The 17,397-nt window shown below is 73.1% G+C and carries 10 protein-coding genes; 4 read left to right on the top strand and 6 right to left on the bottom strand.

Annotation, left to right across the window (positions count from 1 at the left end; all coding sequences use genetic code 11):
- Positions 1–226: 226 nt before the first annotated feature.
- The 4 genes from PLE19_22040 to PLE19_22025 all read left to right on the top strand — a co-directional run bounded on the left by PLE19_22040 (position 227) and on the right by PLE19_22025 (position 9,153).
- Positions 227–2,905 (top strand): DUF6067 family protein, encoded by a 2,679-nt coding sequence (locus tag PLE19_22040; protein ID HPD17629.1) that lies wholly within the window; start codon positions 227–229, stop codon positions 2,903–2,905.
- 168 nt (positions 2,906–3,073) lie between these two features.
- Positions 3,074–7,600 (top strand): PQQ-binding-like beta-propeller repeat protein, encoded by a 4,527-nt coding sequence (locus PLE19_22035; protein HPD17628.1) that lies wholly within the window; start codon positions 3,074–3,076, stop codon positions 7,598–7,600.
- Between the two features lie 72 nt (positions 7,601–7,672).
- Positions 7,673–8,758: a MoxR family ATPase gene (locus PLE19_22030; protein ID HPD17627.1), complete on the top strand. Its 1,086-nt coding sequence runs from the start codon at positions 7,673–7,675 to the stop codon at positions 8,756–8,758.
- A gap of 200 nt (positions 8,759–8,958) precedes the next feature.
- A complete protein-coding gene (locus PLE19_22025; GenBank protein HPD17626.1) occupies positions 8,959–9,153 on the top strand; it encodes a hypothetical protein in 195 nt (64 codons plus the stop codon).
- A gap of 63 nt (positions 9,154–9,216) precedes the next feature.
- On the opposite strand, the gene PLE19_22020 is transcribed toward PLE19_22025, so the two are convergent.
- The 6 genes from PLE19_22020 to lpdA are packed head-to-tail and all read right to left on the bottom strand — an operon-like array spanning position 9,217 to position 17,097.
- A complete protein-coding gene (locus PLE19_22020; protein ID HPD17625.1) occupies positions 9,217–10,062 on the bottom strand; it encodes an alpha/beta fold hydrolase in 846 nt (281 codons plus the stop codon).
- Positions 10,063–10,073: 11 nt separating this feature from the next.
- Complete coding sequence (locus PLE19_22015) at positions 10,074–11,888, bottom strand: TIGR03960 family B12-binding radical SAM protein (GenBank protein HPD17624.1); 1,815 nt, start codon at positions 11,886–11,888, stop codon at positions 10,074–10,076.
- 25 nt (positions 11,889–11,913) lie between these two features.
- The gene (locus PLE19_22010) at positions 11,914–13,128 is read right to left on the bottom strand and encodes an FtsW/RodA/SpoVE family cell cycle protein (GenBank protein HPD17623.1); all 1,215 of its coding nucleotides are present in this window, start codon (positions 13,126–13,128) and stop codon (positions 11,914–11,916) included.
- Positions 13,125–15,206, bottom strand: coding sequence for a penicillin-binding transpeptidase domain-containing protein (locus PLE19_22005; GenBank protein HPD17622.1), 2,082 nt, complete (start codon positions 15,204–15,206; stop codon positions 13,125–13,127). Before PLE19_22005 ends, PLE19_22010 begins: the two co-directional genes overlap by 4 nt.
- The gene (locus PLE19_22000) at positions 15,199–15,705 is read right to left on the bottom strand and encodes a hypothetical protein (GenBank protein HPD17621.1); all 507 of its coding nucleotides are present in this window, start codon (positions 15,703–15,705) and stop codon (positions 15,199–15,201) included. Before PLE19_22000 ends, PLE19_22005 begins: the two co-directional genes overlap by 8 nt.
- 12 nt (positions 15,706–15,717) lie before the next feature.
- Positions 15,718–17,097: a dihydrolipoyl dehydrogenase gene (gene lpdA / locus PLE19_21995; protein ID HPD17620.1), complete on the bottom strand. Its 1,380-nt coding sequence runs from the start codon at positions 17,095–17,097 to the stop codon at positions 15,718–15,720.
- Positions 17,098–17,397: the final 300 nt, after the last annotated feature.

Raw genomic sequence — 17,397 nt, 5'->3', positions numbered from 1 at the left:
GGTCGCCCTGGGCTACGGCCCGGTCGCCCGCGTTCGCGGGCTACAAGGCCCTGACATGTGGGCGAAGATCAGGGCGTAGCCCTGGGCTATCCCATGCGAGCCCTTCAGGCTCCAGAGACAATCACCCTGCCTACAGTTCCGGCCCACACCCGCCCGCGCGTTCGCGCTTGATTTGCCGCCGCCCTCCCGGCATTGTGTGGGGAACGAAGGATGAAGGAGACCTGAGATGCCAAGAGCACATAGCCCCATTCCACTGGTTGCGGCCGCGATGCTGGCCGCCGCGGCCCACGGCGTGTGGGCCGAGCCGCCCGAGCAGTTCCGAGTGTGGGGCACAGTCGCACCTGACCTGCCGCCTGCGCCGAAAGGCTGGACCGAGCTGCCCCCCGAGCCCACCGGCCCCGTTGCGCTGCCCCCGACCGCCGACGAGGCCCGCCGCGGCTACGTTGTCTTCGCCCGCGACCCGCTGCTGCCCGTCTCCCCCGCCTCTCCGCCGTTCCCCTCCGAGCGCACCACGGAACTGGAGGCGGCCGCCGCCCGGGGCGAATACGAACCGCTCTCGTTCGCCCTCCACGCGCTCGAACCGCTCAAGGGGGTGAGTGTCCAGGTCTCCGAACTGCGCAGCGACGGCCACGAGCCGGTTCCCGCCGACCACGTGGACGTGCGCCTGGTCCGCTGCCTCCGCGTGCCGGTGGACGCCAAGGCCAAGACCTGCCGGCTGGCGCCCTATCTCCTCGAGAAGCGGCCTACGTTCGACGTCCCCAAGGGTGCCACGGCCCAGGTGTGGCTCACCCTCAAAGTGCCCGACGGCGCGCAAGGCGGCCTCTACCGCGGCACGATCACGCTCAAGGCCGAGGGCCGCGAGGCGACGCAGCTCCGGCTCTCGCTCCACGTGCTCCCCTTCACGCTCCCGCCGGCGCCGGTCGAGATGGCGATGTTCTACCCGCGCCCGGCCGACGACGATGCGATGCTCGTCAAGGAACTCACCGACATGCGGGAGCACGGGCTGAACGCCTTCGAGACCCCCATCGGAGCCGAAATCGTGACTCGCGACCAGAACTTCGGCGACGACGACGTGGCGGCCACCCGCGCCCGCTGCAAGCGCATGATGGCCGCCGCCACCAAGGTCTTCGGCCAATGGCAGTTCCCCCTCACATTCGAAGTCGGCCACCAGATCGCCTACTACTGGGACAAGGACAAGAACTGGTTCGTCCACTGGCCGCACAGCAAGAAGATAGACGACGACCTGTGCAAGGCGATTGACGTGATCCGCGAGGAGGCGAAGGCCGGGGGCTGGCCGCCGCTGCGCGCCTACCTGATGGATGAGGCCGGCGCCCACAACCTGCTCGACGAGGCGGTCTACTACTACGGCTTCGTGAAGAAACGCTACCCCGACATCACGACCTGGACCGACATCGGCGGCGGCATCGCCATGGGCAACGACGAGATCGGCAAGCTCTCGGATGTGGTGGACTTCCTGAGCACTAACCGCTTCACGCCCGAGATCGCCGCGGCGCTGGTCGCCCGCAAGAAGCCCTACGGCATCTACAACGGCGCCGGCCACACGCTGGCCGGCCCCCGCTATTTCTTCGGCTTCTACGGCCTCAAGACGGGCGCGAGCCAGATCGCCCAATGGGTCTACCGCTTCGGCGACGGCGGCCTCAAGGGCCTGCGCCAGGACGACGAGGGCTACGTCTACCCCGCCTCCGACGGCCCGCTCCCCACGCTCTACTGGGAAGCCGTCCGCGAGGGCGTGGACGACTACCGCTATGCCCATCTCCTCCGCCAGCTCTGCTCTCTCGCAAGGGAGTCGAGCGCGACGCCGACGAGCGACGCGCTGAAGGCCGCGGAGAAGTCCCTCGCTGCGACCCTCGGCCAGATCAACTGGCGCTTCCAGGCGCTCGCCGGCGGTGAGCGCACCTCGCCGCCGCACCCTTCGACGCTTCGCAAGTGGCGCCGCAGGGTCGCCGGCCACATCACGACGCTGCTGCCTCTGTTGCGCTCCGAGGTCCGGCCGCCCGTCCCGCCCGTCTCGCCGTTCGACTTCGAGTGGGCCGCCGTGGGGCAGGAGGAGATCAAGTATGGGAGCGAACTGCTCCCCCCCTCGGATTTCGAGGCGGCGATGAAACCCTGGCAGGTGCAGCCGTGGAACAGCAAGGGCACGGGCGCCCTCGACACGGCCGAGCGCCACGGCGGCAAGCAGTCGGCCCGCATCGAAATCCCCGCCGACAGCAGCACGCAAGCCACCACCGTGCTCGTGTGGCCGTCGTGGGCAGGCGGCGGGTTGAGCCTCTCGCTCGCAGCGGACCGCATCTACGAGTTCTCAGCCTGGGCGAAGTGGAAGGGCCGCTCCGTGCCGCCCAGCATCCGCATCGCCTTGCCCGAAGGCGCCGCCCGCGCGACCCGCGAGGGCCAGGACAAGCAGGCCGCCGACGGCTGGACCCGCCTCTGGGCCCGGGTGGAGATGAACTTCCCCGCCGTCCCCAAGTACCTCGCCATTTGGGTGCAGGGGCCGGGCACCGTGTGGGTGGACGACCTGAGCCTCCGCGAGGTCATCCCCCAGCCGCTCACGGTGTCGCTCGACCAGGCGGCCTACGACGGCCAGGACCGCGCCGGCTTCGCAACGATCACCGTGGCGAAGACCGTGTCGCCCGCCAGCGTGCGTTTCACGCTGGGCCAGAGCCGGTTGACTGCGCCCTTCGAGGTGCGCGCGGATGTGGCGCCGCCGACGCCGGAGGGCATGCTCCTCCTCGCCCCCGCCAGCCTGCGGCAGTGTCAGGTCGTCTTCGACCCCTCGAAGCTCGCCCCAGGCCAGCACGAGGCGAAGGTGGAACTGCTCGACGCCGCGGGAAATCCGATCGGAGTCAGCAGCATTCCCCTCACGCGCACGGGGGAACCGTCACGCTAGATCAGTCCCATCCGGCGCGGCGGACCCATGCCCGTTGTCGGGGGGACGGCGGAAATCACCCACGGTTCCTGCCCGCGCCCCGGGCAGGCCGCGCCTTGACTCCCCGCGTCCGGCGGCCTAAGATGGGCATAGCGGCGATGCCTGTCCCACTCCGCGCCGAGCGGCTTCATGCGGCTTCCTCATCTCATTGCGGTTCTGCTGATCGGCGGTCTACTCGCGGCCGCGGCGCCCGAGGGCGCGCCGTCCGCCTCGCATGGCTTGCGAGAGGTGCGCGAGTGCCTCGAGGCCGCCTTGGGCGGCGTGCCCCGCGCGACGCCGCAGCCGGAGCCGGCCGGCGACGTGACGGTGGACTACTCGGCCACGGCGCGAGCCGTGGCGGTGTTGGATGAGGCATTGCGGGCCGAGCAGGACCGCCACTGGCGCCGAGCCGCCGATCTCTACCAGCGCCTCCTCGACGAGGCGCCCGAGGCGCTCTGCCACCCCAGCCCGCGTCTCTACGTCCCCATCCGCGAGCACGTGGAGGAGCGGCTCGCCGGCTTTCCGCCCGAGGGCCTTGCGGCGTACCGCCAGCAGGTGGACCGCCTGGCGCAGAGCCAGTACGCCGCTGCCGTGGAGCACGGCGACCTGGCGGGCGTGGCGGCCGTGGCCGCGCGGTTCCTGTTGAGTTCGAGCGGCGACAACGCGCTGGATCGCCTGGCCACGGCCTGGCTGGCGCGCGGGGAACCCGGGCGCGCGCTGCGCGCCTGGCGCCGCCTCCTGGCCCTCTGCCCCGACAGCGACGTGGCCCCGGCGCCGCTGGCCGCGAAGCTGGCCGTGTGCCTCGCGCAATTGCAGGCATCGGGCGCGGCGGCGGCTCTGCTCCGGGCCGCCGCCGAGCGGCTCGGGCCGGACGCGAAGCTGGCCATCGCGGGCCAGGCCACCGACCTGGCGTCGCTCGCGGGCGCGCTGGCCGCGCGGCCGCCGCGGGCGGAGGAGGACGGCGAGTGGCCCGTGACGGGCGGCGACGCGGCCCAATCGCGCGTGCCGCCCTCCGCGATCCGCCCGGGAATGCTGCTGTGGGCCGACGTGGTCCAGCCTCGCGAGGCGTCGCGCGCGGCGGCAGAGCCGCGCGCCCGGCTGTTCGTGGACGGCGAGGGGACGGCCCCGGAGCCGTCGGTGCGCGTCCTGCCGATCGTCTCGAACGGCGTGGCCGTCTACCCGACGCGGAGCGGCGTGGTGGCGCGCGAGGCGGCCACCGGCAAGCTGCGCTGGGAGTGGCCATGGCTGGGCGATCCGCGCGACTGGCGGGGCGGCGGGCCGTTCATGATCCCCGGCTCCTACTCGGGGGCGTGGTCCTGCTCGGCATCGGGCCTTCAGGTCTTCTGCTCGATCCCGATGCAGGTGGTGGCCGCGCGGGGCGAGGCCGGGGTCGGCGGCGACCTGGTCGCGCTCGACGCCCGCACGGGCGCGCCGCGGTGGCGGTGTTCGGCGCTCAGCCTGCTCCCCGCCGACCGCGCGGCCGGGGGGTGGTTCGTGTCGGCCCCGCTCCCGTTGGGCGAGCGCCTGATCGTCGGGGTGCGCGGCGGGGCCGGCGGCGACGACTTCTACCTGTGCGGCCTGCGGGCGGACGACGGCGGGCTGCTCTGGCGCACGTTCATCGCGGCCAGGCCGTCGGACCCGCTCTTTCGCTTCGGCCGCTACGAGCCGTGGTTCGAGGGCATGGCCGCCGAGTCGCGCGGCCTGGCGATCGCCTGCTCGGGCGGCGGCATCGTGGCGGGCGTCGAGACCGCCTCGGGCGCCCTCCGCTGGCTCTCGCGCTACGACCAGGTGGCGAGCCGCCGCGCCGGTTGGCGCTGGTACCGGCACGACGGCTGGCGGAGCTGGACCCCGCAGGTGGCCGACGGCGTGGCCTACGTCACGCCGCCCGATTCCGACTATCTCTACGCGATGGACGCCGATACGGGCCGGCTCCTCTGGCGGAGCGAGCGCGGCGACCACCGCTACGTGGCCGGAGCGCGCGGGGGGCGCGTCTATGTGGTCGGCGCCGACGCCGCCTGCCTCGGGCCGCGCGGAGAGGTCGAGTGGCAGGTGCCGCTCCCGTCGTCGGCCGCCGGGCGACCCATCGTCGCCGGGCGCGTCCTGCACGTGGCGGTGGCGGGCGGCATCGTGTTCCTCGACTGCGCGACCGGGGGCGAGCTGGCCCAGATCCGCCGCGGCGATCTCGCGGCTTCGGCGGGGCAGGGGGGCGACCCGCTCTCCCGCGATCTGCTCGTCGCCGCGGGCAAGCTCTTCGTGGCGACCCCGTACAGCCTCAGCGTGTTCGCCCCGCTGAATCGCCTGGCCGCCATCGAGCGGCAGCTCGCCGCGGACCCCGGCGAACCCCTCGCGTGCTACGCGCTGGGCCAAGAGCAGCAGTGGGCGGGCGACGCGCCCGCGGCGATCCAGGCCCTCTCCCGGGTCGTGGAAGCGGCAGCACGCAGGCCGGGCTCTGTGGACGCCGCCGTGCTCGCGGACGCGCAGCGGAGGCTGGCCGCTTGCCACGGCGAAATGGCGGCCCGCCACGAGGCGGCGGGACGCCTCGCCCCGGCCCTCGAAAGCTGCGAGGCCGCGCTCGTGCACCTGCCGCCCGGGTCCGAGCGGGCGGCCTTGCTCCTCCGAGCCGCCGCGCTCGCGCACCGCCTGCGCCGCTGGGACCGCGAGGCGGCGGCGTGCCAGGAGGTTCTGGCCGCCGGCGAGCCGGGCGAGGCGTCCTGGGAGGCCGCGCGCGCGGCGCTCGACGCCCTGTTGCGCGCGGCGGGCCGCCAGCCCTACGAGGCATTCGACCGCCAGGCCGCGGCGGCGCTCGAACGCGGCGGCGAGCCCGACCTCGCGGCCGTCGTGAAGCGCTATCCCAACAGCCTGAGCGCGCCCGCCGCGCTGCGGCGGCTGGCCGACCGGGCCGACGCCGCCGGCAACCGCGCCGAGGCGCGCCTGTGGCTCCACCAACTGGTCAGCGAGTACCCCGAGGCCGAGGCTTCGCCCGGCGCGTTGCGGCGCCTCGCCGCCGCCTACGCCCGCGACGGCGCCAGCCTGATGGCCCGAGGCGCGGCCGAGCGGCTCCGGCGCCTCTACCCCGGGCATCCCGAGGCCCGCGACGCCGAGGCCCTCCTGAAGCTCGACAGCCGCTTCGCCCTTCCCGCCGTCGCCGAGGCCCTGAAGCCGCCGTTCCAGGAACTCTGGTCGGTGAGGCCGACCTATGGCGCCCCGAGCCTCCAGGCCGTCCCTGGCGACGCCCAGACCTTCTTCGTGCTCGCCGGGCGCTCGCTGGAGTGCCGGGAACTGGCCGACGGCTCGGCGCGCTGGGCCGACCGGCCCGGCTGGATCGGCATCCGCATTGTGGACGCCGACCGCCCGGGCGGCGGCGTGCGCATCGTGAGCACGGTGAGCGAGGCGGAGGACGCCCCCGCCGAACGCGCCGGGCTCCGCAGCGGCGACGTGCTCGTGGCCTTCGACGGCAAGCGCCTGCGCGACGCCCAGGAACTCATCGCCCTGTGCACCGAGCGGCGGGCCGGCGCGTCCGTGCGCCTGGAGATCGCGCGGGGCGATGCCGTGGTCCCCGTGGCGTTGACCCTTGGGGCACGCCCCAGCCTGGGCGATGACGCCCGGCTGCCGCCGGCAGCCCTGGCCGGCGTGGTGGACGGGCGCGCCATCGTGCGCAAGGCGACCCGCGTGGAGGCCATCGCACTCGCGCGAGGCGACGTCGCGTGGTCGTTCGCCGCCGAAGGCCCCTCGGAGCCATCGGACGACGGCGCGCCGCGGACCACCGCCGCCGCCCCCGGCATCGTGGCGCTGGCCGACACGCGCGGGCGCCTCACCGCACTGGACTCCGCCACGGGGAGGCGTCTGTGGGCCTCGCGAATCGAGGAGCCCGTGGTCCACGACGTGGAGCTGGGCGAACTCGGCCTGGCGCTGGCCACGTCGCGGCCCGCCACGGTGCGCGTGCTGAACCCGCTGGACGGCCACCCGCTTTTCGAGGCCACGGAGCCGCACGCCGCAGGCCCGCCCACGGTGGCTCTGGACAGGCGCGGGCGCCTGTGCTACGCTATGGGCTCGCAGCTCGGCTGCTACGATGGCCCGAGCCGCCGAGCGGCCTGGATCGTGCGCGTGAACAACTTCGCTGCCCGGCAGGTGTGGGCGGCCGCTGACCGCCTGGTGGCGCTGGGCGTGGACGACCAGGGGGGCGAGGCCATCGAGTGCCGCCAACTGGCCAGCGGCGACCCCGCCTGGTCGCTGGCGATGGCCCGCGGCGAGCGGGTGCTGTTTCTGGACGTGGGCGCCGACGCCCTGTTCCTGGCCTCGCGCCAGGCCGCGCGCGTGACCGTGCGGCGGCTGGAGGCCTCGACCGGGCAGGTCGCCTGGTCGCACGTTCTGACGCGGCAGCAGGAGCTCGCGGCCTGGGAGGCCAGCGGCGCGGCCATCGCGCTGGGCCTCACCGTGGCCGACCCCGGCGGCGCCCGCCTGGCGCAGGTGCTGGCGCTGGACAAGGTGAACGGCTCGCCGCAGCAGAGCCTGATGCTGGGGGCCGGCGGCTGCGCGGGCCTCGTCCGGCTGGACGGGTCGTTGTGCGCCGTGGTGGAGGATGACGCGCGCACCGTGCGTCCCGCGCCCTGGCTGGCCGACGACGTGCCGAGCCACCCGGCACGGTTCCGCCTCGTGCGGCTGCGGGGGGCGCCCTGAGGCCGCGGCCGAGTGTTCCGCTGACCGGCCCCTGAGGAGGGGGCCGGCGTGTGACCCCATAGGAGACTCCGCATGTCGTCACCCGAGCCCCCCGAGGGCGTCCTTCCGCTGGCGGCCGCCGATTCCGAGCTGGAGGCCGTCGAGAAGCTCAACCGCGCCTACGGCCGCCTCCGCGCGGAGCTGGGCAAGGTGATCGTGGGCCAGGAGCAGGTGATCGAGCATCTGCTCATCGCCATCTTCGCGCGCGGGCACGGCCTGCTCGTGGGGGTGCCCGGGCTGGCCAAGACGCTCATGGTCAGCACCCTCGCGCGGGCGCTCGACCTCGGCTTCAGCCGCGTGCAGTTCACCCCCGACCTCATGCCGTCGGACATCACGGGCACCGAGGTGATCATGGAGGACCGCAGCACGGGCGAGCGCTCGTTCCGCTTCCTCAAGGGCCCGATCTTCGCCAACGTGATCCTGGCCGACGAGATCAACCGCACGCCGCCGAAGACTCAGGCGGCCCTGCTCGAGGCCATGCAGGAGCGGCAGGTGACGGCCGGGGGCGAGAAGCGGCCGCTGCCCGACCCCTTCTTCGTGCTGGCCACCCAGAACCCGATCGAGCAGGAGGGCACGTACCCGCTGCCCGAGGCCCAGCTCGACCGCTTCATGTTCGAGATCATCGTGGACTATCCGAGCGAGCAGGAGGAGTTCGACATCCTGCGGCTCACCACGGCGCCGTTCCGGGCCGAGCTCGAGCAGGTGCTGAATGCGCAGGAGATCATCGCCCTCCAGGGCCTCGTGCTCAAGGTGCCGATCGCCGAGCACGTGATCCGCTACGCCATGCGGCTGGCGCGCGCCACCCGGCTTCCGGCGGCCGAGGCGCCCGACTTCATCCGGCGCTACGTGCGCTGGGGCGCGGGGCCACGGGCCGGCCAGTATATGATCCTGGGCGGCAAGGCGCGCGCCGTGCTCAACGGGCGCACCTATGTGGCCACCGACGACATCCGCGCGGTGGCGCACCCCGTGCTGCGCCACCGCATCATCACCAATTTCAACGCGGAGGCCGAGGGCGTGACGCCCGACACGCTGGTGGACCGCCTCCTGGAGGCGGTGCCCGCGCCCGAGCACGACCTGGCGGCCGACCCCCGGATGCCGGCCATCTTCAAGGAGGCGTGAGGCGGCGGCGCCTGCCCGCGTGCCCTGGGCGCCCGCGAAACGCTCCGGAATGGCGAACAACCGCAGATTTTCGCAAATTAGTGCTTGACAAGACGCCCCCCAGCCAGTATATACAGGGGCGTGTGAGAACGCGGGCCTGCGGCCCAACGGGGGCACGCGGCCTCAGGTCTCGGCAACCTTAGTAGGGGGTGCATACGAGAATGGCAAAGAAGGCAGCGAAGGCCGAGCCCGTCGTCGTGGGCAGCAAGGTGCGGGCACTCATTCGCGCCAAGGGCGCCATGATGTCCAGCGAACTCCTCGATGCGCTCAATGCCGCCGTCGCGTGCATGGTCGCCAAGGCCATCGAGCGCGCCAAGGCCAACAAGCGCGCCACCGTGAAGCCGCAGGACCTCTAGACCGCCAGGTCTTCGAGGACATAGAGGGACCTCCCCCGGGCCTCCGCCCGCGGGGAGGTCCCTCTATTTTCCCCCCGCCGCGAGCAGCCAGCGCTCGGTCAGCCCGATCACCTCGTCCTGCCACGCCACCGAGTAGAAGCTGTGGTTCGCCCCCTCGATCGTGTGGAACGCGGCGGGGATGCCGTTCTCTTCGCAATAGCGCCGGTAGAACTCGGGCGCCCCCACCGCCTCGTCGTCGCGGCTGCCGTAGATGAACAGCGCCGGCCCGTGGTAGCCGCGCAGGTCGCGCATGATGTGGCGGGCCGAATCCCGCGGGTCGCGCGCCCCCGCGGCGGGCCTCCGGCGCCCGAGCAGCACGCGGGCGATCAGGCCGAAGCGCAGCCGGCCCCGGATGAGCTTGACGTAGGTCTCGCGGCGGAAGAGCTTGCGCAGATACTCGCCGAGGAACAGGCCGCGGCGGCGGACCTCCTGATGGGCGGTCTTGTCGGGCGCGAAGAGGGGAGTGGACCAGAGGATCAGGCCGTCCACGTCCTTGTCGAGCGACGCGGCGCCCAGGGTGACGTTGCCGCCCGAGCACAGGCCGCACCAGAAGGTGCGCCGCACGCCCGGCTGCTCGGCGAGCAGGCGGCGGGCCGCCCGGGCGTCCTCGATCATCTGGTCGAGGGTGGTCGCCTCGTGGTCGCCTTCGCTGTCGCCGCGGCCGCGGAAATCGAACCGCAGGGTGTGGCAGCCCGCGGCGGCGAGGCGGCGGGCGGCCTCGACGAAGATGCGGTGCGGCCCCACCCGGTAGCCGGTCCAGCCGTGCAGGAAGACGACCCCGAGGCCGCGGGCCTCGGTCGCCGGCTCGGGCTCGGCGAGGATGCCCACGAGGCGCGCGGGGCTGTGGAAGGCGACGGCGCGTTCGCGCACGAGTGTGCTCCTCACGGGGGCTCGGGCTTCGCCCGCACGCAGGCGCCGCAGTTGGGGCACACGCTGAGGCGGCAGTCGGGGGTCGTCTCGCCGCGCTCGGCCCGGCGCTTCTCGGCGAGCAGGAAGCGCTTGGTCACGCCCGCGTCAATGTGGTCCCAGGGCAGGGCCTCGTCTTCGGCCCATCGGCGGCCGGCGTAGTCGGCGGGGCGGACGCCTGTGTCCTCGAACGCCTGGAGCCAGAGGGGATGGCGGAAGTGCTCGTCCCAGGCATCGAGCTGGGCGCCGAGTTGCCAGGCCCGGTAGAGCGCCTCCGCGACGCGCCGGTCGCCGCGGCTGAGCACCCCCTCGATCTGGCTGCGCTCGACGTTGTGGAACTTGAACCGCACGCGGCGGCCGCGGGCGCGCGAGCGGAGGCGGGCCTGCTTGGCGTGGAGCACCTCGGGCTCGTCCATCGGCTCCCACTGGAACGGGGTGTGGGGCTTGGGGACGAAGGAGGAGACGGAGACGTTCACGTCGCCGCCGCGCCCGCCGCGCTGGGCCGACACCTCGTGGGCGAGGTCGGCGATGGCGTCCACGTCGTCGTCGGTCTCGCCGGGCAGGCCGATCATGAAGTAGAGCTTGATGGCGCGCCAGCCTTGCTGGTAGGCCTGGCGGGCGCCGTGCAGAAGGTCGTCGGTGGTGATGTTCTTGTTGATGCGGCGGCGCAACTCGTCGCGCGCGGCCTCGGGCGCGATGGTGAGGCCCGCCTTGCGCACGCCGCGGACGAGGGCCGGCAGGTCCGAGAGCTGGTCGTCCACCCGCAGCGACGAGAGCGCGAGGTTGACGCCCTTGGGCTCGAAGGCCGCGGCCAGGGCGGCAAGGAGCGCGCGCAGCTCGGGGTGGTCGCTGGAGGAGAGCGAGGCGAGGCTGATCTCGCTGTGCCCGGTGGCGTCGTAGGCGGCGCAGGCGATCTGGCGCAGGCGCTCGACGGACCGCGCGCGCGCCGGCCGCCGCGTCATGCCCGCCTGGCAGAAGCGGCAGCCCTGGGTGCAGCCGCGCATGATCTCCAGCGTGATGCGATCGTGCACCGTCTCCACGAGGGGCACGAGGGGGCGCTCGGGGTAGGGCGCCGCGTCGAGGTCGTCCACCACGGCCCGACGGACCGTGGCGGGCACGCCCGGCGCCAGGGGCCGGAGGCCGAGGAACGCGCCGCGGGCGTCGCGCTCCTCGCGGTAGAGCGCCGGCGCGTAGAAGTGCGGGGCGGACCTGGCGATGGCCGCGAGGCGCTCGGCCCGCGGGCGCCCGCGCGTCGCGCGAATGGCCTCGGCCAGGGCGAGCGCCATCTCCTCGCCGTCGCCGACGGCGAAGAGGTCTATGAACGGGGCCAGCGGCTCCGGGGCCATCGCGCCCGGGCCGCCGGCCACGATGAGGGGGCAGCCGTCGCCCCGCTCGGCGGCCCGCAGGGGAATGCCCGCGAGCGCGAGCATCGCCAGGACGTTCGTGTAGCCCATCTCGTACTGGAGGGAGAAGCCCACGGCGTCGAAGGCGGCCAGCGGCGTGCGCGTCTCCAGGCTCGCCAGGGGCAGGGAGCGGGCGGCCATCGCGGCCTGCATGTCGGGCAGCGGCATGAAGGCGCGCTCGGCGGCGATGTGCGGCTGGCGGTTCAGCACGTCGTAGAGGATGGCCAGGCCCAGGTGCGACATCCCGATGGCGTAGGTGTCGGGGAAGGCGAGAGCGAAGGTGAGGTCCACGGCAGCGTGGTCCTTGGTCACGACGTTCCACTCGCCGCCCGTGTACTGGGCCGGCTGTTGCACGCGGAGCAGAAAGTCGTCGTACGGGGTAGCCACGGGGCGCATCCTTGCCGCGGGCCGGTCAGGTCCGCATGAAACTCTCTTCGGGGATGGGGGCCAGTTCGCGGCGGGCCTCGGCCTCGGGGTCCAGCGTGTCGCTGGCCAGGCTCACGCGGCGGTAGGCGCTGACGTTGAAGACGAGCCCCAGCGCGAGGAGCGACGCGACGATCGAGGAGCCGCCGTAGCTCACGAGCGGCAGGGTGAGGCCCACGATGGGCATCTGGCCCGAAGCCATGGCCGTGTTGATGACGGCCTGGGTGCCCAGCATGGCCACCACGCCCACCACGATGAGGCGGCCGCCGGGGTGATGCACGTCCTCCGCCATCCGGCCGCAGAGGGCCAGGAGCAGCAGGAAGAGGCCGAGCACGAGGTTGGCCCCCACGAAGCCCCACTCCTCGCAGATCACGGCGAAGATGAAGTCGTTGTTGCGAGTCTTGGCCGGGATGAAGTTCAGGCGGTTCTGGCTGCCCTGCATCCAGCCGCGGCCGAAGAGCTGGCCCGAGCCGATCGCCACCTTGGCCTGCTCGAGCTGGTAGAGGTCCAGGCGGTGCAGCTCCTGGCGCGAGCGCGACTCGTCCTGGGTCAGGAACCCGAGGATGCGCTCCTTCTGGTACGGGCGCAGGTGGGGCCACGCCAGGGGCACGGCGAGGGCCAGCGCGGCCACGATCAGCAGCAGATGCCTCGGGCGGGCGGCCGCCGCGTACAGGATCGCGAGGGCGATGGGCAGGAAGACCAGCGACATGCCCAGGTCGGGCTCCTTGACGATCAGCAGCATCGGGGCCAGCACGAGCGCGAACGGCACCAGCAGGCCGCCGAGGTGGCGATGCGATTCGGTGTCCATCAGGTAGCGCGCGAGCGCGAGGATCGTGAAGAGCTTCATGAACTCGGAGGGCTGGACGCGGAGGGGCCCCAGCGCGATCCAGCGGCGTGCGGAGATCTCCTCGCTGGTGACGCCGAAGAAGAGCACGAAGACGAGCGAGGCCAGGCCCACCAGGTACAGCACGTAGGCGTGTTCGAGCAGGTGGCGGTAGTTGACGAACAGGAGCGCCACGAAGGCCAGCGCGCCGAAGGCGATCCACTGCACCTGCTTGGCGGGGCTGGACGTGTAGTAGCCCTCGCCCATCGGGCCGGAGCGGTACGACGCGCTGTAGACGAAGGCCAGGCCGATCGCCAGCAGCGCGGCGATGCAGCCGAGGAAAACCCAGTCGCGGGCCTGCACGTGGAGGCGGCGGATCATCGGGGCGGCTCCTTCGCGGCCAGGCGCTGGCGCGCCTGCTCGCGCAGCTCGCGGCCCGGCACCCCCTCCAGGTACCGCTCGGGGAGCCGCTCGAGGAGGCGGCGGGCGAGGGGGGCCGCCACGTCGGCGCCGTGGACCCCCTGCTCCGTGTGCTCGAGCACCACGACGAAGGCGACCCGCGGGTCGCGGCACGGCGCGAAGCCCACGAACCAGCCCACGTTGCCCTGGCTCCGCCCGCGCTCCGCCGTGCTCGTCTTTCCGGCCACGTCGTAGCCCTGGTCCTGGAGGAAGTCGGGCTGCGCCTCCGAGCGCCCGAACGCCTTGCGCGCCGTGCCGCCGATCTCGTGGCACACCGAGCGCATGACCGCGTGGATGCGGGCCAGCTTGGCCGGCGTGAGAGGCAGGGTCTCCACCACCCCGCCGTCGAACGTCTTCTCGCTCCCGTCCGGGTAGACGATGCGGTCCACCACGCGGGGCCGCACGAGGCGGCCGCCGTTCGCGATGGCGGCCACGAAGCGCGCGACCTGGATCGGCGTGACCTCCAGGGCGCCCTGGCCGATGGCGAGATTGCACGTCTCGCCCGCATACCAGCTCTCGCCGTAGGTGCGGAGCTTCCAGGCGGGGGTGGGCAGGAGGCCCGACCGTTCGCTCGGCAGGTCCACGCCCGTGCACTGGCCGAGGCCGAAGAGCGAGGCCCACTTGAGCACGCCCTTGAGGCCCAGCGTCTCGTGGGCCGTGCGGTAGAAGTAGCTGTTGCACGAGCGCTTGAGCGCATCCTCCAGGGTGACGTGCATCGGCACGCTGTGGTTGCCGCACAGGTGGCCGAGGTAGCTGCCGGTGCACTCGACGCTGGCCGGGGCCTTGTTCTCCTCGAGCGCGCCGACGGCCTCGATCAGCTTGAAGGCCGAGCCGAGCGGGTACTTGCCCTGGATGGCCCGGTTGAGCAGCGGCGCCGTCCTGTCGTTCGGGTCGGGCGGGTTGCGCGGCATGTCGTTGGGGTTGTAGCGGGGCGAGTTGGCCATCGCCAGCACGCGGCCGGTGGCGGGCTCGAGGAGGAGGATGGACCCCGTGTGCCCCTCCAGCGCCGCCTCCGCCGTGGCCTGCACCTCGCGGTCTATGGTGAGGTACACGTCGGCCCCCGGCACGGCGGGCACGTCGTCCAGCACCTGCTGGGTGCGGCGGGCCGCGTCCACCTCCAGCGTGCGCACGCCGCGGGCCGCGCGCAGCTCGAAGTCGAAGGCGCGCTCGATGCCGTTGCGCCCGATCAGGTCGTCGGGCAGGAAGCGCTTGGCCACCGAGCCGCCGTACGACTCGTGCCAGCGGTCGTACTCGGCGGCGGAGACGGGTTGCACGTAGCCCAGCACGTGGCCCGCCAGGGCGTCGTAGGGGTAGCTTCGCTGCGGCGTAGCCACCACGCGGAAGCCGGGGTAGCGGTCGGGGTTCGTCTCGAGCTCGGCGGCGGCCCCGAAGCCCACGTCGCGCGCCACCACGCACGGGTCGCCCAGGCGCTGCCAGCCGCGGCCCACCAGCGCCAGGCCCTGGAACAGCGCCCGCAGCATCTCGCGCGCCGGCGTCTTCGTCAGCTCGGCCACGGCGTCCACCAGCGCGCCCGCCCCGCGCGGCACCACCACGAGCGCCGTGCCGTGCTCCTCACGCTCGACGAGGTCGGTGCCGTCGAGGCGCAGGAACGTGGCGGCGAGGCCGAAGCTGACCTCGTAGCCCTCGCCGCGGGCGGCGCTCCGCACCATCACGCTCACGTCGCGCACCGACGTGATCCGCTCCCGGCGGGCCAGCGTGTAGAGCTTGAGCACGGGGCGGCACAGGGCCTGCCCGCCCGGCAGATCGGCCGGCACGATGGCCACGTTGAACCCCGGCTGCTCGAAGGCCAGCAACTCGCCCCCCGAACCGCGGATGGCGCCGCGGCTCGCCTCGGTCCACCGCGTCTCCACCCGCACGTTGTCCGCATAGTCGCGGTAGTGCGCCCCGCGCACCACCTGGAGGTAGAACAGGCGGGTCGAGACCATGAGGAACCCGCCGAAGAGCAGGATGAGGACGACGCGCATCCGGAACCTAAACACCGGCGAACTCCGAGCGGCGCCGCAGCCCGAACCAGCGGGCGTTGCGCCAGACCAACGCGCCCACGAGCGCGGCCAGCAGGGCCGTGCTCAGCGCCGACAGGCCGGCCCGCCGAGCCGCGAGGCCCAGCGGCAGCAGGCCGCCCTGGGCCACGACGGCGGCCACCGACGCCCCGCTGGCCGCCAGCGAGCACAGCAGCGCCAGCACCGCGTGGGCCGCCGCATACCCCGCGCCGGCGCCCGGGCGGCGGGCCATCAGCCAGCCCAGCACGGCGAAGACGGCCAGGCTCAGGCCCAAGGGCTCGGCAGTGAACAGGTCGCGCCCCAGGCCCAGCACGGCGCCCGCCGCGAAGCCCTCGGCCGGCTCCGCCCCCACGCTGAACACCACCAGCAACGCCACGAGCAGATCGGGGAAGGCGTCGCCAAGCACCGCCAGGCGCATCAGCGTCGCTTGCAGCATCACGCCGAGAACGGCGACGAGGACGAACGGAATCCAACGCACTCCGCGGGCTTCCTACGCGTGGATCCCCTGCCCAAGCCAGGCTCGCGCGGCCTCCAGAAGGGCCTCCGGCAGCGTGGGGTGGGCGTGGATCCCGTGGGCCAGTTCCTTCACCGTGGCCTCGAGGGCCACCGCCAGCGCCCCTTCCGCCACCACGTCCGAGGCGTGCGGGCCCACCAGGTGCACGCCGAGCACCTGGCCCGTGGCCTCGTCGGCCACGATCTTCGCGAAGCCGGCCGTCTCGCCCATCGCCACCGCGCGGCCGAGGGCCTGGAACGGAAACTTCGCGGCCCTCACCCGGCGGCCCGCCGCGGCGGCCTCCGCCTCGGTCATCCCCACCGTGCCCACCTCGGGGTTCGTGAACACGGCGGCCGGCACGCAACGATAGTCCATCCGGGCATTCCTGCCCGCCGCGTGCTCGGCGGCCACGATGCCCTGCGCGCTCGCCACGTGCGCGAGCAGCAGCTTGCCCGTCACGTCGCCGATGGCGTACAGGCCGGCCACGCTCGTCTCGCAGTGCTCGTCAATGGCGATGGCGCCGTTCTCCACCTTCGCCCCCGCCTCCTCCAGCCCGAGGTCGGCCGACAGCAGCCGCCGGCCGGTGCACACCAGCGCCAGGTCGGCCTCCAGGGCCGCCCCGTTCGACAGCGTGGCCTTCACGCCGCTGGCGCCCGACTGGATGCCCTCCATCCTCGTGCCCACGAGCACCTTGACCTTCTGCCTCTTGAGGGCCTTGGTGATCTCGGCCGCCACCTCGGCGTCCAGCGTCGGCAGCAGACGGTCGAGCATCTCCACCACGGTCACCTGCGCGCCGAGCTGGGCGAAGATCGAGGCGAACTCGCACCCGATGTAGCCGCCGCCCAGGATGAACACGCTCTCGGGCAGGCGGCTCAGCCTCAGCGCCTCGTCGCTCGTGACGATCCGCTCGCCGTCGAAGGGAATCGCCTTCGGCCGGGCCGGCTCGCTCCCCGTCGCCACGATGATCTTGTCCGCCTCCAGCGTCTCCTCCCCGCCCGCGTTCAGCGTCACGGCCACCGCCTTGCGGCCCTTCAGCCGCCCCGTGCCCGCCACCACGTCCACGTGCGCCCGCTTCAGCAGGAACCCCACGCCGCCCGTGAGCCTCTTCACCACGGCGTCCTTGTTGGCCTGCACCTTGGCGAAGTCCACGCTCACGTTCTCGGCCAGGATGCCGAACTCGGCGCCGTGGCGTGCCAGCGAGCAGACCTCGGCCGCGTGGGCCAGGGCCTTCGTGGGGATGCAGCCGCGATTCAGGCACACGCCGCCCACGGCGTCGCGCTCCACCACACAGGTCTTCCTGCCCAGTTGCGCCGCCCGCAGCGCGGCCACATAGCCGCCCGGGCCAGACCCGATCACCACCACATCGTACTTCGCCATTCGCAGCCTCGCTCGGGGATGGGGGAGAAGTCTGCCTACCCGCTCGATTATAGGGCACACCGCCGCGGAGTCAACTGCAAAAACACGCCGCGGGCGCGACGCGTGACCCGTCCCGCACGATCCGGGGGAGCCCGTGTCTGCCTCTCTCCTCTCACGCATCACGCCTTCGGAGCGCACCATGCCCGGTGCCCAGGAATGCAGGCGTCCCCCCTCCCGAGGGCTCCAATGCCTTTGGGAGGGGGGGACCCCAACCTCCCGCGGGTTGCCAACCCGCGGGAGGTTAGACCGAATTGTCAAAGA

Source organism: Planctomycetota bacterium, assembly GCA_035384565.1.
Taxonomy (GTDB): domain Bacteria; phylum Planctomycetota; class PUPC01; order DSUN01; family DSUN01; genus DAOOIT01.
Note: the sequence above shows the minus strand (reverse complement) of the source record. Positions and strands in the feature narration are given on the sequence as shown.

What these genes read in the sequence shown, in the direction of transcription:
- PLE19_22035 (HPD17628.1), top strand. Translation starts at nt 3,074, where the DNA reads ATGCGGCTTCCTCATCTCATTGCGGTTCTGCTGATCGGCGGTCTACTC.
- PLE19_22010 (HPD17623.1), bottom strand. Translation starts at nt 13,128, where the DNA reads ATGATCCGCCGCCTCCACGTGCAGGCCCGCGACTGGGTTTTCCTCGGC.
- PLE19_22030 (HPD17627.1), top strand. Translation starts at nt 7,673, where the DNA reads ATGTCGTCACCCGAGCCCCCCGAGGGCGTCCTTCCGCTGGCGGCCGCC.
- PLE19_22025 (HPD17626.1), top strand. Translation starts at nt 8,959, where the DNA reads ATGGCAAAGAAGGCAGCGAAGGCCGAGCCCGTCGTCGTGGGCAGCAAG.
- PLE19_22040 (HPD17629.1), top strand. Translation starts at nt 227, where the DNA reads ATGCCAAGAGCACATAGCCCCATTCCACTGGTTGCGGCCGCGATGCTG.
- lpdA (HPD17620.1), bottom strand. Translation starts at nt 17,097, where the DNA reads ATGGCGAAGTACGATGTGGTGGTGATCGGGTCTGGCCCGGGCGGCTAT.